The 21579-nt window shown below is 69.2% G+C and carries 16 protein-coding genes; 6 read left to right on the top strand and 10 right to left on the bottom strand.

The features are described 5' to 3' along the window. Positions 1–20 precede the first annotated feature (20 nt). Positions 21–935 carry a hypothetical protein gene (locus FPZ12_RS04675; protein ID WP_144745702.1) on the top strand — a complete coding sequence of 305 codons (915 nt, stop codon included), beginning with the start codon at positions 21–23 and terminating at the stop codon, positions 933–935. Between the two features lie 2 nt (positions 936–937). Here FPZ12_RS04675 and FPZ12_RS04670 read toward each other — a convergent pair whose 3' ends face one another. Both FPZ12_RS04670 and FPZ12_RS04665 read right to left on the bottom strand, forming a co-directional pair. Beyond that, positions 938–1243, bottom strand: a complete 306-nt coding sequence (locus FPZ12_RS04670) for a hypothetical protein (RefSeq protein WP_144745701.1) — start codon at positions 1241–1243, stop codon at positions 938–940. 342 nt (positions 1244–1585) lie between these two features. Further along, the gene (locus FPZ12_RS04665) at positions 1586–3196 is read right to left on the bottom strand and encodes an acyl-CoA synthetase (RefSeq protein ID WP_144745700.1); all 1611 of its coding nucleotides are present in this window, start codon (positions 3194–3196) and stop codon (positions 1586–1588) included. A 161-nt stretch (positions 3197–3357) separates the two neighbouring features. Between FPZ12_RS04665 and FPZ12_RS04660 the strand changes: the two genes are divergently transcribed. After that, positions 3358–4956, top strand: coding sequence for a bifunctional 3'-5' exonuclease/DNA polymerase (locus FPZ12_RS04660; protein ID WP_424923570.1), 1599 nt, complete (start codon positions 3358–3360; stop codon positions 4954–4956). Positions 4957–4959: 3 nt separating this feature from the next. Here FPZ12_RS04660 and FPZ12_RS04655 read toward each other — a convergent pair whose 3' ends face one another. From FPZ12_RS04655 to FPZ12_RS04645, 3 genes are all read right to left on the bottom strand, one after another. Beyond that, complete coding sequence (locus tag FPZ12_RS04655; RefSeq protein ID WP_144745698.1) at positions 4960–6717, bottom strand: ABC transporter ATP-binding protein; 1758 nt, start codon at positions 6715–6717, stop codon at positions 4960–4962. Positions 6718–7282: 565 nt separating this feature from the next. Then, positions 7283–11098, bottom strand: coding sequence for an ATP-dependent RNA helicase HrpA (gene hrpA / locus FPZ12_RS04650; RefSeq protein ID WP_243769677.1), 3816 nt, complete (start codon positions 11096–11098; stop codon positions 7283–7285). 100 nt (positions 11099–11198) lie between these two features. Beyond that, positions 11199–12368 (bottom strand): lactate 2-monooxygenase, encoded by a 1170-nt coding sequence (locus FPZ12_RS04645; protein WP_144745696.1) that lies wholly within the window; start codon positions 12366–12368, stop codon positions 11199–11201. A gap of 73 nt (positions 12369–12441) precedes the next feature. Here FPZ12_RS04645 and FPZ12_RS04640 point away from each other — a divergent pair, with 73 nt between their 5' ends. Both FPZ12_RS04640 and FPZ12_RS04635 read left to right on the top strand, forming a co-directional pair. Next, entirely contained in the window at positions 12442–13407 is a 966-nt protein-coding gene (locus FPZ12_RS04640) for a DNA polymerase III subunit beta family protein (RefSeq protein ID WP_144745695.1), read from the top strand. A 127-nt stretch (positions 13408–13534) separates the two neighbouring features. Next, positions 13535–14782 carry a Bcr/CflA family multidrug efflux MFS transporter gene (locus FPZ12_RS04635; protein WP_144745694.1) on the top strand — a complete coding sequence of 416 codons (1248 nt, stop codon included), beginning with the start codon at positions 13535–13537 and terminating at the stop codon, positions 14780–14782. Here the strand turns inward: FPZ12_RS04635 and FPZ12_RS04630 are convergent. Next, positions 14733–15959 (bottom strand): NAD(P)/FAD-dependent oxidoreductase, encoded by a 1227-nt coding sequence (locus FPZ12_RS04630; protein WP_144745693.1) that lies wholly within the window; start codon positions 15957–15959, stop codon positions 14733–14735. The two genes, FPZ12_RS04635 and FPZ12_RS04630, sit on opposite strands and share 50 nt — an antisense overlap. A 133-nt stretch (positions 15960–16092) precedes the next feature. Between FPZ12_RS04630 and FPZ12_RS04625 the strand changes: the two genes are divergently transcribed. Continuing rightward, positions 16093–16299 (top strand): hypothetical protein, encoded by a 207-nt coding sequence (locus tag FPZ12_RS04625; protein WP_144745692.1) that lies wholly within the window; start codon positions 16093–16095, stop codon positions 16297–16299. Here the strand turns inward: FPZ12_RS04625 and FPZ12_RS04620 are convergent. Continuing rightward, positions 16288–17451, bottom strand: a complete 1164-nt coding sequence (locus tag FPZ12_RS04620) for a glycoside hydrolase family 172 protein (RefSeq protein ID WP_208025741.1) — start codon at positions 17449–17451, stop codon at positions 16288–16290. The genes FPZ12_RS04625 and FPZ12_RS04620 overlap by 12 nt on opposite strands. A 48-nt stretch (positions 17452–17499) precedes the next feature. Here FPZ12_RS04620 and FPZ12_RS04615 point away from each other — a divergent pair, with 48 nt between their 5' ends. Beyond that, complete coding sequence (locus FPZ12_RS04615; RefSeq protein ID WP_144745691.1) at positions 17500–18309, top strand: ABC transporter ATP-binding protein; 810 nt, start codon at positions 17500–17502, stop codon at positions 18307–18309. A gap of 208 nt (positions 18310–18517) precedes the next feature. On the opposite strand, the gene FPZ12_RS04610 is transcribed toward FPZ12_RS04615, so the two are convergent. From FPZ12_RS04610 to gcvT, 3 genes are read right to left on the bottom strand one after another with little or no spacing between them, the layout of a single operon-like run. Beyond that, positions 18518–19213, bottom strand: coding sequence for a FadR/GntR family transcriptional regulator (locus FPZ12_RS04610; RefSeq protein ID WP_144745690.1), 696 nt, complete (start codon positions 19211–19213; stop codon positions 18518–18520). A 1-nt stretch (position 19214) separates the two neighbouring features. Beyond that, positions 19215–20498, bottom strand: a complete 1284-nt coding sequence (locus tag FPZ12_RS04605) for an L-serine ammonia-lyase (RefSeq protein ID WP_144745689.1) — start codon at positions 20496–20498, stop codon at positions 19215–19217. A gap of 1 nt (position 20499) precedes the next feature. Next, on the bottom strand, positions 20500–21579 hold the full coding sequence (gene gcvT / locus FPZ12_RS04600; RefSeq protein WP_424923569.1) for a glycine cleavage system aminomethyltransferase GcvT: 1080 nt from the start codon (positions 21577–21579) through the stop codon (positions 20500–20502).

Below are 21579 nucleotides of genomic sequence, written 5' to 3'. Positions count from 1 at the left end.
GACTGGCGGCCGGGTCGGCCATGGTCAACGCAGTATCCTTGTCCGCAGTGGACGGCACCGCTTTCTCCCAGGCTCTCCGTGCCTCGATCGCCCGCAGCGGGCTCAGCCTCGACAGGCTGCAGGCGCGGCTCCAGGCCAACGGCATCCCGATCAGTGTCACGGCCCTGAGCTACTGGCAGTCCGGGAAGCGCCAGCCGGAGCGGCGGAGTTCGCTGTCCGCGGTGCGTGTTCTCGAAGATGTCCTCGGTCTCGCGCCAGGCGAACTGCTCAGCCTCCTGCCTCCACCCAAACCGCGCGGCGCCTCGCGTCGGCGCCCTGGACCCGGCACCGTGAATTTCCCGGCCGAAGCGCTGCAGGCCCTACTGGAGAAAGTAGGCGCCCCGCACGCGCTGGAACAGCAGCACCGGCTGAACCTCATGAGCCTGCACGACTGCTGCGAAATCGCCGACGGCGGCGGGCAGCGCGCGATGACGGCGCGCGCGGTCTTCCAGTCCACTGCGGACGGTCAGGACCGGTGGCTGCTGGTGTACGACCACGGCGGCGCCGAGGCGGGGCCGCCCCGGCTGCACGGGCTGCGCAACTGCCGGACGGGCCGGGTGGAGATCGACACCAAGCACGGGCTGACCGCCGCGGAACTGGTGTTCGACCGGACCCTCGACCGCGGCGAGACGCAGCTGATCGAGTACACGCTGACCAACGGCGGCCCGCCGTACCCGGACAGCGCGAACACCTACTACCGCGAATTCCGCCGCCCGGTGCGGGAATACCTGCTGGAGATCCGGTTCGACAGCACGCCGCAGCGGTGCTGGCAGTACACGCGCACCGGCCCGGAGGCCGGCGAGGACCGGCGCGATCTCCAGCTCGACACGACGGGCGGGGTGCACTCGGTGGCGCTCGACTTCGGGCCCGGCGTCTTCGGCATCGCCTGGGACTGACGTCAGCGGCGAGTGCGGCACAGGTCGTCGAGCACCTTGGCGACGATGAGCACCAGGATCGACACCGCGGTCAGCCACAGCGCGCCGATGGCCGCGAACAACGCCATCGAGACCGCGGCCATCGCGATCACCACCCGCCACGCCCACGGCCGCCTGCCCATCCGCACGGCCAGCCGCGCCGGCGGGACGACCAGCTTCCGCACCGAGGGCGGGGTGAGCCGCTCGGCCTCGGCGAAGAAGTTTTCGTTCAGCACCACCGGCAACCGCGATCCGGGAGTGGCGGCGTCCGAAGGCAGATCGGGTGTCATGGGTGGAGCCACCTCTCTCCGCATGGGTCCGGGTGATCGCCCGCGACATGGGGTGGCCGCGGCTCGGGGCGCAGCGGGGCAGGCCGCGCCCCACCGCGTTCGACGGCATTCTGGCGCGACGCGAGTGTGCGGGGCACGGTGATTCCGGCTTTCAGCGCCGACCGGTCGGAATCGAGCGCCCAACGGTTTTCGGCCGCGATTTCCGCATCGTCTTCGTTCGACAGAACAGCCGCGATCAGGGGTTTTGCCGGGGAACCTCGGCACACTGAGCCACGGATTCAGTCACCGCTCACTCTTTCGAGTGAATGGGTGAATTCCGCTGTTCGATCCCTTTCGCACGGCTCAGGTGAGCTCGTTGCGGAGCACCTTCCCGGTGGCATTGCGGGGCAGCTCGTCGACGAACTCGACATCGCGGGGCACCTTGTAGCGGGCGGTGTGCGCCTTCACGTACGCGCGGACGCCGTCCTCGTCCAGGTCCGAACCCTTGGCCCGCACGACGAACGCCTTCAGCCGCTGCCCGAACTCCTTGTCCGGCACGCCGATCACCGCGGCCTCGAGCACGTCCGGCCGCTCCACGAGGAGGTTCTCCACCTCGATGGGATAGACGTTCTCGCCGCCGGAAACGATCATCTCGTCGTCCCTGCCGTCGATGAACAGCAGGCCGTTCTCGTCGAAATGGCCGACGTCGCCGCTGGAGAGCAGGCCGTCGATGATCTCCTTGTGCCTGCCGTCGGTGTAGCCCTCGAAGCTCAGCCCGCTGCCGACGAACACCCGCCCGGTCACGCCGGGCCGGGTGATCTTGGTGCCGTCCTTGTCGTACAACGCGACCTTGCAGCCGACCGGCGGGCGGCCGACGGTGCCCGGCGCCTTGCGCCAGTCCTCCGGCGTGGCCACGGTCGCGACGGCGACCTCCGTCGAGCCGTACAGGTTGTGGATCACGTCGCCGAACAGCTCCGTGGCGCGGTTGCCGAGGTCAGGGGAAAGGGCCGAGCCCGCGACGAAGATGATCCGCAAGGACGAGGTGTCGTAGCGCCTGATCACCTCGGGATCGAGGTCGACGATGCGCTGCAGCATCGTCGGCACGAGCACCAGCGCCGTGCACCGGTTCTCCTCCACGCCGCGCAGGGTGGCCTCCGGGTCGAAGCGGCGGCGCATCACCACCCGGCTGCCCAGCGCGTAGGACAGGATGAACTGCGAGACGCCGGTGCCGTGGAAGATCGGCGCGCCAAGAAAAGTGGCCTCGCCCGAGCGCAGCGGGACGCGGTCGAGGAACTGCGCGGAGGACATCAGCGAGGTGTGGTCACGCGGCGCACCCTTCGGCGTGCCGGTGGTGCCGCTGGTCAGCAGGACGAACCCGCCGCGACGGGACGGGTACGGCACCGGGCGGTCGTCGCTGCTGGCGATCAGCTCGTCCAGCACCGGGATTTCGTGTCCCGCCAGCGCGTCCTCGTCGTCCACCCAGGCCAGGTAACGCTCGACGGTCCCGGGGATCTTCGAGAGCAGGCCGGTGAACTCCTGGTCGTAGACCAGCACCCGGACCTTCTCCCGCTCGGCCACGTCGGCGAGCTGCGGGGCGCTGAAGCCGGTGTTCATCAGCAGGAGCCGCGCGCCGAGCTTGCCCGCGGCCGACATCGCGACGACCAGGTTGCGGTGGTCGCGGCACATCACGGCGATGACCGTGCCCTGCCCGACCCCGCGCCCCTGCCACCCGCGCACGAGCGCGTTGGACCGCAGGTCGAGCTGTTTGAAGGTGAGCGGGCCGCGCTCGTCGACCAGGCCGACGTCCTTCGGGTGCCTGCGGGCGGCGATCAGGGCGGAGGCGGCGAAGGGGCCGATCCGGCGCATGGCGTAGAGCGCGTGCAGCCCGTCGTCGATGCGCGGAAACGGGATCATCCCCGACTTCCACAGCACCTCCACGCTGCGGACCGTCTCCGTCACCTTGCCGACGAGCATGGCACCTCCGTTGGCCCCGACGTACCGAGGGTATGGATGTTACCGAAGGGTAAGACACCGGTGCCACGCGCGGCCAGGGCCGCACCGGAATTGTCGGTACCAGGAAGCAGAATCAGGGGGTGCACATCTTCGTCGGCCAGGAGGAGGACGGCACCTACGCGCTGCTCGACGAGTCGGGGCGCCGCGGGGTCGGCCTGTCCGAGCTGGCGGAACTGGAGCGGGAGCGGCGGCCGCGCTGGGTGTTCGCCGCCACCGAGCGGATCTACCCGAAGCTGCTGGAGGCGGGCGTCCGGGTGAGCCGCTGCCACGACCTCGCGCTCGCGGAGGGGCTGCTGCTCGCGTACGAGGGGCGCATCGGCGAGCCGCGGGCGCTGGCGGCGGCGCTCGCGCGGGCGCACGGACTCGAGCCCCCGCCCGACGAGCCGACGCACGCCGACGCGCAGCCGGCGTTGTTCACCACGCGCGGCTCGGGTCTGCCGCCTGGGATTTCGGTGGTGGACGCGGCGAAAACCGTGCTGGCGGAACAGGAACGCCGGGTGAAGGCCACCGAGCATCCGGAGCGGATGCGGTTGCTCATCGCGGCGGAGTCGGCGAGTGCGCTGGTCGCGGCGGAGATGGCGCGTGACGGGTTGCCGTGGCGGGCCGACATCCACGACCAGCTGCTGACGGAGCTGCTCGGGCCGCGCGTGCCGGTCGGGCAGCGGCCGAAGAAGCTGGTCGAGCTGGCGGCGAAGGTGAGCGAGGCGTTCGGCGGCAAACCGGTCAACCCGGACAGCCCGGCGACGATCGTGCGCGCGTTCGGCCGGGAGGGGATTTCGGTGCCCTCGGCGCGGGCGCACGTGCTGAAGAAGGTCGACCACCCCGCGGTCGCGCCGCTGGTGGAGTACCGCGAGCTGTCCCGGCTGCATTCCGCGAACGGCTGGGCGTGGCTGGACGAATGGGTTTCCGAAGGGCGGTTCCGGCCGGCGTGGGTCGTGGGCGGGGTGGTGTCCGGGCGGTGGGCGAGTTCCGGTGGCGGGGCGCTGCAGATCCCGAAGACGCTGCGGGTGTGCGTGCGGGCGGACCCGGGCTGGAAGCTCGTGGTGGCGGACGCGGCGCAGCTGGAGCCGCGCGTGCTGACGGCCCTGTCCGGGGACAGACGGCTGGCCGAGGTGTCGGCGTCGACGGACCTGTATGCGCGACTGTCCGAGGCCATGTTCGGGAAGCTGGACGACGAGTCCCGTGGCCGCGCGAAGATCGCCATGTTGTCGGCGATGTACGGCGGCACCGCGGGCGAGGCGGCCTCGCTGCTCGCCTTGCTGCGTCAGCGTTTCCCGGATGCGGTGTCCTATGTGGAGCGTGCGGCGCAGGCCGGTGAACGGGGTGAGCGGGTGCGCTCGCGGCTCGGCCGCACGTCACCCCCGCCGTCGGAGGCGTGGCGCGCCCTGACGGGAGCTTCGGAAGGCGATGATTCGCGTGCGCGGCAGGCTTCGCGGAACTGGGGGCGTTTCACCAGGAACTTCGTCGTGCAGGCGAGCGCGGCGGACTTCACGGCGGTCATGCTGGCCACGCTCCGACAGCGCCTGCCCGAGCGCGCGCAGCTGGTGTTCTTCCAGCACGACGAGGTGATCGTGCACGCGCCGGAGGAGCTGGCGGGCGAGGTACCCGCGCTCATCGAGTCCTCGGTTTCGGAGGCGTCGGCGTTGTTGTTCGGGCCTTCGTGTCCGGTGCACTTTCCGATGCACACAGCGGTGGCCGACACGTACGCGGACGCGAAGTGACGCTCAGCGCACGGGCATCAGCGGCATCGTGGGCGGGTCGAGGCGGTCTCCGTAGAGCGCGCGGTACTCGCCCCGGGCGAGCACGAGTTGGTGGTGCGTACCGACTTCCGCGACGCGGCCATGGCTGAGCACCACGATCTGGTCGGCGTCGGTGGCCAGGTGCAGGTCGTGCGTGATCAGGATCGTGGTGCGCCCGGCCATCAGCCTGCGCAGCGGCCCGAGCACGCGTGACGCGGTCTCGCCGTCGAGGCCCGCGGTCGGTTCGTCGAGCACCAGTACCGGGGTGTCGCGGAGCATGGCCCGGGCGATCGCGATGCGCTGGCGTTGTCCGCCGGAGAGGTTGAGGCCGCGCTGGCTCAGCTCGGTGTCGTAGCCCTCGGGCAGTGCCATGATGAACTTGTGCGCGTCGGCGGCGTATGCGGCAGCTTTGATCTCTTCGTCGGTGGCGTCGGGGCGGCCGTAGCGCAGATTGTCGCGGACGGTGCCGGTGAAGATCGCGGTCTCCTGCGGGAGCAGGGTTATGTTGTCCCGCAACAGGTTCAGGCTGACGTTGCGGATGTCCACACCGTCGAGGCGGATCGTCCCGGCGGCTGGGTCGTAGAAGCGCAGCAGCAGACGGGCGATCGTCGATTTGCCTGCCCCGCTCGCCCCGGTCACCATCACGAACTGGCCTGGCCGCACAACGAACGACACGTCACGCAACGCGGGTTTGCCCTTGGTATAATCGAAACTGACGCGCTGCAGCTCGACCAGCCCGTCCGCGCGACCGGCGACGAGCTGCCTCTTCGGGTCCTGCACGGCGATGGGGGCGTCGAGGAGCTCGGCGATGCGTTCCGCGCTGGCTGTGGCCTGGTTGACGGTGAGCTGGAGTTGGCCCAGCTCCTGCACGTGCGGGTAGAGGTAGCCGAGGTAGCCGGTCAGCGCGATGAGCCCGCCGAGCGTCACCCGCCCCGCCTCGATCTCCCACGCGCCGAACGCGAGCACGCCGAGAGTGCCGATGACCTCGGTGACTCCGACGAGTGGCGTGTACGCGGCGCTCACCCTGGCCTCGGCGAGTTTGGCGCGCAGCCAGGAAACCCCGCGCTCGTGGATGCGATGCTGGTCGAACGATTGCTGGTTGTACGCCTGGACTACGGTGAAATTGGCCAGCCCTTCCTCGACGGCAGAGCTGATCTCCCCGTTCACGTTGCGCTCGTCGCGCGCCGCGACCCGGAGCTTGCCGGAGAACCACTTCGCGACGACGAGGAACAACGGAGCGATGGCGAACGCGGCGAGTGCCAGTTCCCAGCTCATCCACAATGCCGCGGCGGCGAACGCGATCGCGCTCATCAGGGCGACGAAGGTCTCGACCACCCCCGATGCGACGAGGTGTTCCACGGCGTCGATGTCGCCCGAATGCCTGGCCACGAGGTCACCGACCCCGTACCGCTGATGAAAGTCGGGGGCGAGTCGCTGTACATGGGCGTAGACCGTGTCTCTGAGCTTGAGCAAAAACCTCTCGGCGACGCGTGCCGTGAGCATCCTCCCGGCGTAGGCGACAGTGCCGCCCAACAAGGTCATGCCCAGCCACAGCCCGGCGGGCTCCCAGAAACCGTTCAGATTCCCCGCGACCAGCGCGTTGTCGGTAATCTCCGCGAACGTCCAGATCGCCACCAGATCCGATGCGACATTGACCAGCAACAACAGGGCCGCGAATACCAGCAGTTTCCGGTCACCTTTCACATAGGGAAAGAAGCGCCGGAAAACCTGCCGCACCGTCATTTCTGGTATTCCTTCCACGAAAACGGGGAGGCCCAGCGTCCCCCTTGCGGACGCCGGGCCTCCTCCACGCTCTACTACCTGCTCAGCGCAACCCTCAGCGGTGCTTGGGAGCCGGCTTCGGCTGCGGCTTGGGCTTGCGGACCGGCTTCGGGGGGAGCGGGAAGTTCGCCATTTCTGTTACCTCTTTCTTTCGTTTCTTACCGGTATCTCCACCGGCAAGAGCCAACTTACCCCCGATCACGGGTGGATAACTGGGCCGGCACTGTGCAAAAGATATGAATCCGCTATGCGGCCCACGATACGATGAATTCGCCGGTTTTGCGGCGGTTTTTTAAGCCACCCGCGCAAGTTCGCATCTTGGCCCCTCCCGCGCGTGTCTTGGCCCCTCCCGCGCGTGTCTTGGCCCCTGCCGCGCGCATCTTGGCCCCTGCCGCGCGCATCTTGGCCGGGCGACGCTCGGGCGCGGGCGCGAACGGCCAACACACCGACGCCATTGGCCAACACACGCCCGGGGGCGGCGAACACGCCAACGGGAGCGGCAAACACGCCGGTGAGGCGGTCGGGGTCAGGCGACGGCTTCGTCCAAGGCCTTCACTACTCGCTTCACCGAGACGGGGTGCGCCGTGCCCAACGTCTGCGCGAAGAAGCTCACCCGCAGTTCCTCGATCATCCAGCGCACGTCCACCAGCGCGGGCCCCGGTTCGACTCCGGGCGGGAGGGCGCGGACGGCCTCACGATACTCGTCCGACAGCCATTGGACATCGCGCAGCAGCTCCACATCTCGTGCGGCCGCCGTGGCCAGTTTGTCGATCCGGCGCTCGATCGCTCGCAGGTACCGCACGAGGTTCGGCAACCGGTCGAACCCTGTCGCCGTCACGAAACCCTTGTACACCAACGAGTCCAGCTGCTGCCGGATGTCCGCGAGCGACTCCGCGGGGCCACGGGCGTCGGGCAGACGGGCTTCGACGTCGTTCGCCGCGCGGAGGATCTTTTCCACTTCGGACAGGACGACCATGACCGTCGCGTTCAGCGAGCCACGGACCTTCTCGAGGAGGACCGCGAACCCGGCCTCGTCCCAAACCGGGCCACCGTTGTCGGCCATCAGCTTGTCGACCGCACAGTCCACGCAGTCTTCCAGCAGCCCCGCGACCCCGCCGTGCGGATTGCGCCCCAGCACCAGTTTCGACGTATTGCTCAGGTTCCGGTTGATGAACTTCATCGGCGAAGGCAGGTTGAGCCGCAACATCTTCCGCGTGCCGAGCCACATCTGCTGCCGCTGCTCGACCGCCGTGTCCAGCATCCGCACCGCCACCGTCGAACCCTCGTCGACCAGCGCCGGATAAGCCTTGACGTCGTGCCCGCGCCGGTTGCTCTCGAACACGCGCGGCAGGTCACCGAACGCCGGGCTGGTCAGCCCCGACCGTTCGATGCTGTTCGCCGCCTGGGAGATCGTGGCCCGCACCTCGCCGCTCAGCGAACGCTTCAACGCGGCGAGATCCTTGCCCTCGCCCAGTTTCCGGCCCTTGTCGTCGACCACCCGGAATGTGACGCGCAGGTGCTCCGGCACCGCCGTCAGCTGCCACGCGTCCGGCGGCACGGCCACCCCACGCAGCCGCTCCAGCTCACGCGCGAGCACCGTCAACAGCGGCCCGTCACCCGGATTCACGTGGGACAGCACGAACTTCGCGGTGTCCGGCGCCGGCACGAAGTTGCGCCGCAGCTGCTTCGGCAGGGACTTGATCAGCGCCGTGACCAGCTCCTCGCGCAGCCCCGGCACCTGCCAGTCGAACCCGTCCGGGCTCACCTGGTTCAGCACCGGCAACGGGATGTGCACCGTCACGCCGTCGGCATCCGCGCCCGGCTCGAACTGGTACGTCAGCGGGAAACGCAGCGAGCCCTGCACCCACGTGTCGGGGTAGTCGGACTCCAGCACCTCCTCCGCCGAGGCGTTGATGAGCATCGCCTTTTCGAAGTTCAGCAGATCCGGCTGCTCGTGCCGGACCTTCTTCCACCAGGTGTCGAAATGCCGCGAGGACACCACTTCCTCGCCGACGCGCTGGTCGTAGAACTCGAACAACGTCTCGTCGTCGACCATCAGGTCACGGCGGCGGGCCCGGTTCTCCAGATCCTCCACCTCGTCGAGCAACGCCCTGTTCGCGGCGAAGAACTTGTGGCCGGTGTCCCAGTCACCTTCCACGAGCGCGTGCCGGATGAACAGTTCGCGCGCCGTCTCCGGGTCGATCCGCCCGTAGTTCACCTTGCGGCCGGACACCAGCGGAACCCCGTACAGGGTCACGCGTTCGCTCGCCATCACCGCGCCACGTTTGCGTTCCCAGTGCGGCTCCGAGTAGTTGCGCTTCACCAGGTGCCCGGCGAGCGGCTCCACCCACTCCGGCTCGATGCGCGCGTTCACCCGCGCCCACAACCGCGACGTCTCCACCAACTCGGCGGACGCTATCCAGCGCGGCTGTTTCTTGAACAACGCCGAACCGGGGAACACCGCGAACCGCGCGCCGCGCGCGCCGAGGTAGTCGCCCTTCTCCGGATCCTTGAGCCCGATGTGCGACAGCAGACCGGAAAGCAGCGACAGGTGCACACGCTGCGGGTCCGCGGGCTCGCTGTTCAGCGTGACACCCAGCGGTTTCGCGAGCTGGCGCAGCTGGCTGTAGATGTCCTGCCATTCCCGCACCCGCAGGTAGTTCAGGAACTCGTTGCGGCACAGCTTGCGGAACTGGTTGTTGGACAACGACTTCTGCTGTTCCCGCAGGTACTCCCACAGGTTCAGGTACGCCAGGAAGTCGGACGTCTTGTCGGCGAAGCGGGCGTGCTGCTGCTGGGCCGCCTCCTGCTTGTCCGCAGGCCGCTCGCGTGGGTCCTGAATGGACAGTGCGGCGGTGATGATCATTACCTCGCGCACGCAGCCGTTCTTCGCGGCCTCCAGCACCATCCGGCCCAGCCTCGGGTCCACCGGCAGCTGCGCGAGCTGCCTGCCGACCTCGGTGAGCTTGCCGGCGTCCAGCGCGTGCAGCTCCTGTAGCAGCTGCACGCCGTCGCTCACCTGGCGGCGGTCCGGCGGCTCGACGAACGGGAACTCGGCGATCTCCCCGAGGCCGAGCGAAGTCATCTGCAGAATCACCGACGCGAGGTTGGTGCGCAGGATCTCGGGATCGGTGAACTCGGGACGGGACTCGAAGTCCTCCTCCGAGTAGAGGCGGATGCAGATGCCGTCCGACGTCCGGCCGCAGCGGCCCTTGCGCTGGTTCGCCGAGGCCTGTGAAACCGGCTCGATCGGCAGCCGCTGCACCTTCGTGCGATGGCTGTAGCGGGAGATCCGCGCCGTGCCGGGGTCGATGACGTACTTGATGCCCGGCACCGTCAGCGAGGTCTCGGCGACGTTGGTGGCCAGCACGATCCGGCGGCCAGTGTGCCGGGAGAACACGCGATGCTGATCCGCCGCCGACAACCGCGCATACAGCGGGAGCACCTCGGTGTCGCGCAGGTTCTGCTTGTTCAGCGCGTCCGCGGTGTCCCGGATTTCCCGTTCCCCGGAAAGGAAAACGAGGATATCGCCGGGTCCCTCGGCGCACAGCTCGTCCACCGCGTCGCTGATCGCCGTGACCTGGTCACGATCCTTGTCGTCGGGCTGGTCCGGGTCGATCACCGGGCGGTAGCGGACCTCGACGGGGTAAGTACGGCCGGAGACCTCGACGATCGGCGCGTTCCCGAAATGCCGGGAGAACCGCTCGGGGTCGATGGTGGCCGAGGTGATGATCACCTTCAGGTCGGGGCGGCGCGGCAGCAGCTGCTTCAGGTAGCCGAGCAGGAAATCGATGTTGAGGCTGCGCTCGTGCGCCTCGTCGATGATCAGCGTGTCGTAGCGGCGCAGCATCCGGTCGCTGGTGATCTCGGCGAGCAGAATGCCGTCCGTCATCAGCTTGACCAGCGTGTCGTCGCCGCTCTGGTCGGTGAAGCGGACCTTGTAGCCGACCGTGCTGCCCAGCTCCGTCTTCAGCTCGCCGGCGATACGCTCGGCGACCGTGCGCGCGGCGAGACGGCGGGGCTGGGTGTGCCCGATCTGCCCACGCACGCCGAGGCCGAGTTCGAGGCAGATCTTGGGCAGCTGCGTGGTTTTGCCCGAGCCGGTCTCCCCCGCGACGATGACCACCTGGTTGTCCCGGATGGCGGCCGCGATGTCCTCCCGGCGGGCGCTGACCGGCAGCTCGGCCGGGTATTCGATCTTGGGGAGGCTCTCCGCGCGCTGGCGCACGCGCAGCTCCGCCGCGTCGATGTCGGCCGCTATCTGCCTGGCCACCCGCTCCTTGTCCCGCGCCTTGCGGGCACCGTCGAGGCGGCGACGGAGGCGTTGCTCGTCGCGCAGCATCAACCCGGGCAGGCGGGACCGCAGTTCGGAGAGAGGGGGTGGCGTAGACATACAGAGTCCAGTTTAGCCGCCGGAGATCCGGCTGGCCTGCGAATATGCGCTACCCCTCAGCGCGGTGCAGCGCGGCCGGTGAAAGTTCCGCCGGCCTGCGGAAACCGGTCAGCCCCAGCGTGATGTCGGTGTCGGCGAGGAGACTGCGCAGCACGTGCCGCACCCCGGACTCGCCGCCGAGCCCGAGCCCGTACACGTAAGGCCGCCCGAGCAGCACGGCTTTCGCGCCCAGCGCCAGTGCCTTGACCACATCGGAACCGTTGCGCACGCCCGAATCGAACAGCACCTCGGCCCGCCCGTCGACCGCTCGCGCGATGGACGGCAGCATCTCGAGCGAACCGGCCGCGCCGTCGACCTGACGGCCGCCGTGGTTGGACACCACGACGCCGTCCATCCCGGCGTCCACCGCGCGGCGCGCGTCGTCGGCGTGCTGGATGCCCTTGAGCAAAATCGGCCCGTCCCACAGCTCGCGCAGCACGGACAGCTGATCCCAGCTTTTGTCCGTACCGGTGAACAGGTTGATCCAGTGCAGCAACGCCGTCGGCAGATCGTCCTCCGGCATCTTCTCCAGCTGGGACCGGAAAGCCGGGTCCGACATCGGGATCGCGGTGCCCATGTTCTTGATGAACGGCAGGTACGCGCGGTCGAGGTCGCGCGGGCGCCAGGCCAGCGACCACGTGTCGAGCGTGACGACGAGCGCCGTGTACCCCGCCTTGCGGGCGCGCGCGAGGATGCTCGCGCACACGTCCGGGTCGTTGGGCCAGTACAGCTGGAACCAGCGCGGCCCGGCGCCGTTGGCGTCCGCGACCTCTTCGATGGTGTGCGAAGCGGCGGTGGACAGGATCATCGGCAGCTTCAGCGCGGCGGCGGCGCGGGCGGTGGCCAGCTCGCCGTCTTCGTGGACGATCGACTGCACGCCGACCGGCGCGAGGAGCACGGGCGCGGGCAGGACCTCGCCGAACAGGGTGACCGAAAGATCACGTTCGGTGGCGTTGGTGAGCATCCTGGGCACGAGCTGCCAGCGGTCGAAGGCCGCGCGGTTCGCTCGCATCGACGCGCCGGAACCGGCGCCGCCTGCCACGTAACCGAGCGCTTCCGGCGTGAGGACCTCGGCCGCGGCCTGTTCCAGCGCGGTCAGATCGGTCGTGAACTCGGGCTTCGTCCCGGCGAGTCCCCGCAGGTAGATCTCGTTCTGGTAGCCACCGAACCGTTCGGCCACATCCACCTCCTCGTCGATGTGAGCAGCGTACGTGTTTGACCTTCGAGCAGGTCGAGCGCCCAGAATCGCCGCTATGGACGAAACGCTGACGATCAGCGCCTTCGCGAGGCGCGTCGGTCTCGCGCCGAGCGCGCTGCGCTTCTACGACGACTGCGAGGTGCTCAAGCCCGCCCGCGTGGACGACGCGACGGGCTACCGGTACTACAGCCCGGCGCAGGAGGAGCGCGCCCGGCGGCTGCGCGACCTTCGCACGGCGGGGCTGCCGCTGGCCGAGGTGCTGCTCGTGCTGGACGGTTCTCCGGAGCAGGCAAGGAGAACTCTCGCCGCGCACCAACAACGGCTGCGCCGTGAGGCAGCGGCGGCGGCCGAGGCTGTGGACCGCGTACTGCACGGGCTGACCGGCACTTCGGCGCAGGTCGACGGGGTCGAGCTGGCCGGGGCGATCCGGCAGGTGGTGCCCTCGGCGGCCGACAGCGTGTCCGTGGAGTTGGCCGAGGGGGAACTGCGGCTGGTGGCCACGGACCGGTACCGGCTGGCGATCCGGGTGCTGCGACCGGAAAACAGCAGCGGGACGGGCTCGCTGCTGGTGCCGGCGGCGGAACTGCTGGAGCTGGCGCCGGTCGTCGCCCGGCAGCAGCTGGTGTCGATCGACTTCGACGGACGGCGTGTGGCGGACCGGGGACTGACCACTGTGGACGGTGAGTTCCCGGACTACCGGCTGATGCTGGCGAACCTCGCGCCGCCCCGGCACCGGGTGGTGATCGACAGGATGCGGCTGCGCGAGGCGCTCGGGGCGAACCCGACCGTGCTGAAGATGGGCCACGACGAGCTGTTCGTCGACGGGCGGGCGCTGCCCGCGTTGTGCGCGGCGGAGGACCTGACGGTCGGCTTCGACCCCGGCATCCTCGGCCCCGCGCTCGACGACAGCGTCGGGCCGGATGTGCTGCTGGAAACCGCCGGCGCGTGGGAACCGGCGATCGTCCGCTCGGCGACGCAGGGCAGTTTCACGACGCTCGTGATGCCGGTCAAGCTGTCGTGACCCGGAGAACCCGGTGATCAGCCCATGCGGCGAGGGCGAACGGGTCGCCGAGGCGGCGTGGCACAGGACACACCCCGGGAATACTTAGCATTGACAGACAGTTCTCCCGCCCGGAGACGGGAGACTGATGAGTGCGACTGACACCGAACTGACCGCGACGAAAGCACCAGCCAAACCGGGAACCCTGCGTTACGCCCTGATCCTCGGCGGCCTGTCCGCCTTCGGCCCCCTGTCGATCGACATGTACCTGCCGGCGTTGCCGCAGATGACCGGGGCCCTGCACAGCACGAACGGAACACTGCAGCTCACGCTGACCGGGTTCATCATCGGGCTCGCGCTGGGCCAGCTGATCATCGGCCCGCTGTCCGACGCGCTGGGCCGCCGTCGTCCGCTGCTCACTGGGCTCGGGCTCTACGCCGTGGCTTCCGTGCTGTGCGCCGTGAGCCCTTCGGCCGAAATGCTGATCGCCGCGCGGCTTCTGCAGGCCGTCGGCGCCGCGGCCGGCATCGTGATCGCCCGCGCGATCGTGCGCGATCTGTACAGCGGCACCGCGATGACGAAGTTCTTCTCGATGATGATGCTGGTCAGCGGCCTCGGCCCGATTCTCGCGCCGGTGCTCGGGGGCCAGATCCTGCGGCTCATCTCGTGGCGCGGGGTGTTCGTGGTGCTGACCGTGTTCGGCGTGCTGTTACTGATCACCGCCGCGCTCGCGCTGCCCGAACCGCTGCCCGCCGAACGCCGCCGCCCGGCGCGGCTGGGCGCGACACTGCGCACGTACGGGAACCTGCTCGCCGACCGGTCGTTCTTCGGGTACGCGTTCGCCGGTGGGCTCATGTTCGCCGGGCTGTTCGCCTACGTGTCGGCTTCTTCCTTCGTACTGCAGGACGTCTACGGCCTGAGCCCGCAGGGATTCAGCCTCGTCTTCGGCGCGAACGGGGTCGGCATCGTGCTCGCCGGGCAGATCAACGGCAGGCTGGTCGGCCGCTTCCCCGAACGCCGCCTGCTCGCCACCGGGCTCGTGGTCTCCGCGCTCGGCGGGCTCGGGGTGCTGCTGGCCGCGCTGTTCACGCTGCCGCTGGTCGCGCTGCTCGTTCCCTTGCTGCTGCTGGTTTCCAGCATCGGTCTGGTGATGCCGAACGCGTCCTCGCTGGCGCTGGCCGAACACCCGCACAACGCAGGCTCGGCGTCCGCGCTGCTCGGCGTGATGCAGTTCGTGGTCGGCGGCTTCGCCACCCCACTGGTCTCCATCGGCGGCGAGTCGAGTGCCGTGCCGATGGGCACCGTGATGGCCGGCTTCGCCGTCGCCGCGCTCGTGATCTTCGCGACTATGACACGAGCGCGGCAAGATCGGCTTCCCGCAGCTGCTGCGCGGTAACCGCCACCCGGCCATCCACCAGGGCCTTCAACGCATCCCCGTCGTCCCAGGCATTCACGTTCATCGCCGCCGCGACCTTGCCGTCACGAAGCCAGAACGCGATGAACTCCCGCTTCGCCAAATCGCCACGGACGACCAGCTCGTCGGTGTCGGGGTCGGCGAGACCACGGTATTCACAACCCAGGTCGTACTGGTCCGAGAAGAAATACGGGGAGTTCAAATAGGGCTCGGCCTCGCCGATCAGGTTTCCGGCGACGTGCGCGCCCTGGTTCTTCGCGTTCGCCCAGTGCTCGACGCGGACGCGGCGGCCGTAGCGCGGGTGGAAGTGGGACGCGATGTCACCCGCCGCGTACACGTCCGGCGCGGCCGTGCGCAGGCCCGCGTCCACGGCGACACCCCCGTCGTCGGACAGTTCGAGGCCCGCCGCGTGCGCGAGATCGACGCGGGGCGCCGCGCCGACCGCCATCACGACCAGCTCCGCCGGCAACTCCGTCCCGTCGCCGAGCCGCACCGCGCGCACGCCGTCCTCGCCGCCGGCGATTTCCGCGATCTCCGCGTTCAACCGCCACTGGACCCCGTTTTCCGTGTGCAGATCCCGGAAAACCCCGCCGACCTCTTCACCCAGAACCGGCAACAGCGGGGACGAGATGCGGTCCACCACCGTAACCTCGACGCCGTGCCGTCGAGCGGCCGCGGCCGCCTCGGTGCCGATCCAGCCGGCGCCGATGATCACCGCTCGCCCCACTCGGCCGAAGTTTTCGCGCAGGGCAAGGGAATCATCCAGAGTGCGCAAGGTGCGGACACCCGGCAGGCCGGCACCGCCGATCGGCAGCCGGCGCGGCTGCGAGCCCGTGGCCAGCAGCAACCTGTCGTAGCGGTGTTCCGCACCCTCGCCGTCCACCACGACCCGCGCCCCCAGCTCCACGCGCGCGGCCGTGCTGCCCAGCCGGAGATCGATGTCGTGCTCGCGGTAGAAACCCGCTTCGCGCACCCAGTCCGGCTCCTCGGCGTCACCGAGCAGGAGCCCTTTGGACAAAGCAGGCAGTTCATAGGGCTGGTGCGTTTCGTTGCCCAAAACTATGATTTCATCCGAGTAACCGCGGTCGCGCAGACCCGCCGCGGCCGACGCGCCGGCCAGCCCGGCGCCGATGATCACGATTCGCTGTGGTTGGGACATGGGGGCTCCGATCGCCGGTGACACGCGCCACACGCTACCGGCGCCGGAGATTTTCCGCGCGCCGTTCCGTCACGAGCCGCGGCCGGGGGCGTCCCACCGAAGACCACAAGGCGATGGAAGAGGGGAAAGCCAAGTGGCGGCACAGAACGAATGGGCGGTGAGCTGCCGGGATCTCGCCGGCAGGCGCCGTGATCTGACGGTGTTCATCAGCAGCGGCCGGGTCGTTCTCGTGGCCCCGCCCGGAGAAGCGGCGGTGCTGGAACCGCTCGACGTCGGCCGGTTGCGTGCCGCATTGCGGGATGCGGTGGTGGCAGTGGGCAACCAGGCGTCACGCGAATAGGAACTCCATCTCGTCCGGTTCCTCATAAGGGAGCCGGGCCAAATCGGCCACCGCACCGGCCACGTCCAGCCGCGGCACCGGCTGCGGTTCGGCGCACACCGTGAAAGCGGTGGCGCAGTAGTCGTCCACCCGCTCGAAGATTCCGCTGGCGAGCAGAGGGCCACCGCGGTCACGGTCGATCCCGGTACCGGCGACGCGGCCCTGCGCCTCGGCCCGCTCGAGCCGTTCTTCCTGCCCTGGCAGGAAATGGTCCGCGCCGATCTGCTGGATGGTCACCTTCAGCTCGTCGCGGAACATGACCGGGTCCAGCACATGCCAGCGGTAGAAGCCGACGTAGTCCGGTAGCTCGCCGAGCCGCGCGCCGGGTTCGCGCACATCGAGCGGCGCCCCGGCGTACCAGGCGTTGTGTGGCCCCATTCCCCACGCCGAACCGACGTAATCCTCCAGCCCTGTCCCGCAAATCGTCGGCAACTCGTCGTCGCCATCGAGGTAGATCTTCACTTCGCCCTCGCCGTACCAGGTTCCGGGATCGATCGGGCGCACACCGACCACGCAACCGAGGAACCGGCCCGGCCCCCGCAAACCCGCCGCGATCACGAAATCCTCGCGCAGCGTGGTCGGGTTCTGCCGGCGGAAGCTCGCGTGCAACCGACCCGCGTCGCGCTGCATCCCGAGGGTGTAGTCGAGCTGGTAGTACAGCGGCTGGGCGCGGCCGGACGCGTTCACCAGCTCCACCCGGATGCGTGAGCCGAACGCCATCGGCAGATAGCTGGTGAACCCCCGGCCCTGCTGCATGGCTGTCACCGCGCTCGTGAAGGCCACCGGCCTGCCGTGCGGTGAGCCGAAGAAGTCCAGGCAGGGCACGGAAACGCTCGGCTCTTCGAGCTCGTCGTAGAAGACTTCGAGGTACATCGCGCGCATCTGCTCGGGCGGGCCCGGCGGGAAGGTCAGCCAGAGGCGCCGGATCGTGCCCGGCCCGGCGAGATCGGCCAGCAACACCCGTTCGCCCGGTTGGACCATCCTGCTCGGGGCGCCCTTGCGGCCACCGGCCGCAGCGCCGCCCGCGCCGCGTTCACCGGTCGGGTTTTCGAAGGTCACGGAGCGGGAATCGAGGACGGGAGCGATGCGGGTGAGATCAGTGACGTCGAACACTCACCCAAGCTAGTACCGCTCGCAAATCAGCTAGGTTAGCCTAACTTCATGACCGCGATCGCCCAGACGACGACTTCCAGCAGGCTACACGGCGAAGGGCTGACGCTGGCCTACGACGGCCGCACCGTCGCCGAGGATCTCGGGGTGGTCATCCCCGATCAGTCGTTCACCGTGATCGTCGGACCCAACGCCTGCGGCAAGACGACGCTGCTGCGCGCGCTCGCCCGGCTGCTGAAACCGCGAAAGGGCATGGTCTACCTCGACGGCGAGGTGATCACCTCGATGCCGGCCAAACAGGTCGCGCGACGCCTCGGTCTGCTGCCGCAGAGCTCCATCGCGCCGGACGGGATCACGGTGTCGGACCTGGTTTCCCGCGGCCGGTACCCGCACCAGCGCCTGCTTCGCCAGTGGTCGAAGGAGGACGCGGCCGTCGTCGATCGGTCGATGGAGGCAACGGGCGTCTCGGAGCTGTCGGACCGGCTGGTCGACGAACTCTCCGGCGGACAGCGGCAGCGCGTCTGGCTGGCGATGGCGCTCGCGCAGGAGACCGAACTGCTCCTGCTGGACGAGCCCACGACGTTCCTCGACATCTCGCACCAGATGGACATCCTCGACCTGTGCGCGGAACTACACGCCGAACAGGGCCGCACGCTCGTGGCGGTGCTGCACGACCTGAACCACGCCGCCCGCTACGGCACACACCTGATCGCGATGCGCGACGGCGAGGTGATCGCCACCGGCACCCCCGAGGAGGTCGTCACCGCGGAACGCGTCGAGGAGATCTTCGACCTGCCATGCCGGGTCATGCCTGATCCGGAAACCGGGACACCATTGGTGATTCCGAAGGCTCGTCGCTGACCTCCCCTCCACCGCCAACACACGCACCCGAGCCGCCAACACACCAACCCAAGCGGCCAACACACCGACGCGAGCAGCCAACACACCGACGCGCGCGAGTTGGCCGCTCCCGGGCGCGAGTTGGCCGCTCCCGGGCGCGAGTTGGCCGCTCCCGGGTGCGAGTTGGGGATTCGCGGGCGTGGGTTGGGATCGGTGGGCGGGGGTGGTGCTAGGTGAGGAAGGCTCGTAGTAGCGAGGCGGTGCCGTCCAGGTGTTCGGCCATCGCTTGGCGTGCGGCTTGCGCGTTGCCGGTCAGGATGGCGTTGACCACTGCCTCGTGCTGGGTGTTGGAGTGGTCCAGGTTCGGTTCCAGCAACGGGATCTCGTCCAGCAGGCGGTTGACCCGCATCCGCACGTCCGCCACCGCCGACGTGAGCGAAGCCGAGCCGGTCACCTCCGCGATCGCCAGGTGCAGGCGGGAATCCCGGGTCCGGTAGTCGCCAAGGGAAGCCGCCGAGGCGTCCGCCAGGGTGGCCGTCAGGTGCTCTCGCGCGGCCGGTTTCAGGGCCTGCCCCGCCGCGAGTTCCGCGGCGCCCGTCTCCAGTACGTACCGCAGGCTGAGCGTGTCCTCCAGCTCCGGCCGCCGATCCCCCGTCACGGGCTCGGGCAGCGTCGCCATCACGAAAGTGCCGCCATACCGGCCGCGCCTCGACTCCACGTAGTGCGCGTCGGCCAGGGCGCGGAGTGCTTCGCGGAGGGTCACGCGGCTGATGCCCAGACGTTCGGCCAGTTCCCGTTCCGGAGGGAGCCGCTCACCGGCACCCACCACACCCAGCCGGATCGCCTGCAGGAGCCGCTCCACGGTCTCCTCGAAGGCGTTCCCCGCCCGCACGGGCCGGAAAACCGCATCACCAGCACCGGTCATTTCAGCATTCGATCACGTTGACGGCGAGCCCGCCGCGCGCGGTCTCCTTGTACTTGACCTTCATGTCCGCGCCGGTATCCCGCATGGTCTTGATCGCCTTGTCCAGCGTGACCACATGGCTGCCGTCGCCCCGCATCGCGATCCGCGCGGCATGGATGGCCTTCGACGCGCCCACCGCGTTCCGCTCGATGCACGGGATCTGCACGAGCCCGCCCACCGGATCACAGGTCAGCCCGAGATGGTGCTCCACCCCGATTTCGGCCGCGTTTTCCACCTGCCGCGGGCTTCCGCCGAGTACCTCGGTCAGCCCCGCCGCCGCCATCGCGCACGCCGAGCCCACTTCGCCCTGGCAGCCGACCTCCGCGCCCGAGATCGAGCCTGTCGTCTTCAGGATCACGCCGATCGCACCCGCGGTGAGCAGGAAACGCACCACGCCGTCGTCATCACCTTGCACGAAACGCCGGTAGTAGTGCAGCACGGCGGGGATGATCCCGGCCGCCCCGTTCGTCGGAGCCGTCACGACCCGGCCGCCCGCGGCGTTCTCCTCGTTGACCGCCAGCGCGTACAGACTCACCCAGTCCATCGCCAGCAGCGAATCGCCTTCGCTGTCCTCGGCCAACAGCTTGTCCCGCCAGGCTTTCGCACGCCTCGGCACCTTCAGGCCGCCCGGCAGAACGCCATCGTGCTCGCACCCGTTGCGCACGCACTCTGCCATCACGTCCCAGATCCGCAGCAGGCCCGCGCGGATCTCCTCCGCCGTCCGCCACGACAACTCGTTGCGCAGCATGACTTCGCTGACCGGCAACCCCGTCTCCCCACAGTGCGCGAGCAGGTCGGCGCCGGTGGAGAACGGATACGGCAGCTCGGTGCTGTCCTCGACGATCGCCGTCTCGCCCCGCACGAAACCGCCGCCGACCGAATAGTAAGTGCGCTCCGCCAGCAGTTTCTCACCGTAGGCGCGGAACGTCATGCCGTTCGGGTGCTCCGGCAAGGACTTCCGGCGGTGCATCGTCAGGTCTAGCTCGAAATCGTACGAGGGAACGGCATCCAGCGGCACATCTTCGGGACGGTAGCCGGGCAGTCCTAATCGGACAGCCTTGTCGCTCCCGTGCCCGTGCCCCGTCGCGCCGAGCGAGCCGAACAGCTCCGCCTCGACCCGCGTCACCTCCGGTCGCGCGTCGCCCAGCGACTCCAGGAACATCCGCGCCGCCCGCATCGGCCCGACGGTATGCGAGCTCGACGGCCCGATCCCGATCGAGAACAGGTCGAAAACGCTGATGGCCATCTCAGGATCGCCGGTAGAACGGCATCGGAACGACTTCGACCGGTTCCGCCCTGCCGCGGACGTCGACCGTCAGCTCCGCGCCCGGCTCACTCGATTCCCTTGACACGTAAGCCATCGCGATCGGGTAGCCCAGCGTCGGCGACAGCGCCCCGCTGGTCACCTCGCCGACTTCGGTGGAACCGGCGAGCACCTTGTAGCCGTGCCGCGGCGCGCGACGGCCCTGACCCTTGAGACCGACCAGGACCTGCGAAGGCTCCTTCCGGTCTTCGAGCGCTGTCCTGCCGACGAAGTCACCGGGCTTGTCGAACTTGACCACCCGCCCCAGCCCGGCGCTGAACGGCGCCCGCGCACGGGACAACTCGTTGCCGTACAAGGGCATTCCGGCTTCCAGCCGCAGGGTGTCACGGCAGGCGAGCCCGGCCGGCAGCAGCCCGTGCGGCTCACCCGCGTCGGTCAGCAGCCGCCAGACCTCGACGGCTTCCGGAGCCGGAACGTACAGCTCGAAGCCGTCCTCGCCGGTGTATCCGGTGCGCGCCAACAGAACGTCGTGGCCCTTCACGTGCGCCGGCACGCTCGCGTAGTACTTCAGCGACGCGAGATCGGCGTCCGTCACCGAACCGACGATCGCCGGGGAGTTCGGCCCCTGCACGGCGATCAGCGCGGTGTCCGCCGAGCGGTCGGTGACCTCGACGTCGAACCCGGCGGCCCTGGAGACCAGCTCCTCGGCCACCACCGGCGCGTTCCCGGCGTTGGCCACCACCAGATACTGCTCGTCGGCCAGCCGGTACACCACCAGATCGTCGATGACCCCGCCGTCCTCGGCGCACATCATCGTGTAGCGAGCGCGGCCCGGTTTGACGGCGGACAGCTTGCCGACGAACGCGTAGTCCAGCGCCTGCGCCGCCTGCGGCCCGGTCAGCTCGATCTCGCCCATGTGCGAGAGATCGAACAGCCCGGCGGCCTCGCGCACCGCCCGGTGCTCGGCGAGTTCGCTCGAGTAGCGCACCGGCATCTCCCAGCCGGCGAAGTCGGTGAACAGCGCGTTGAGTCCTTTGTGGACGCCATAGAGCGCGGTGTGCAT

The organism is Amycolatopsis acidicola, from assembly GCF_007713735.2.
Lineage (GTDB): Bacteria > Actinomycetota > Actinomycetes > Mycobacteriales > Pseudonocardiaceae > Amycolatopsis_E > Amycolatopsis_E acidicola.
This window is presented reverse-complemented; position numbering and strand designations above follow the sequence as displayed.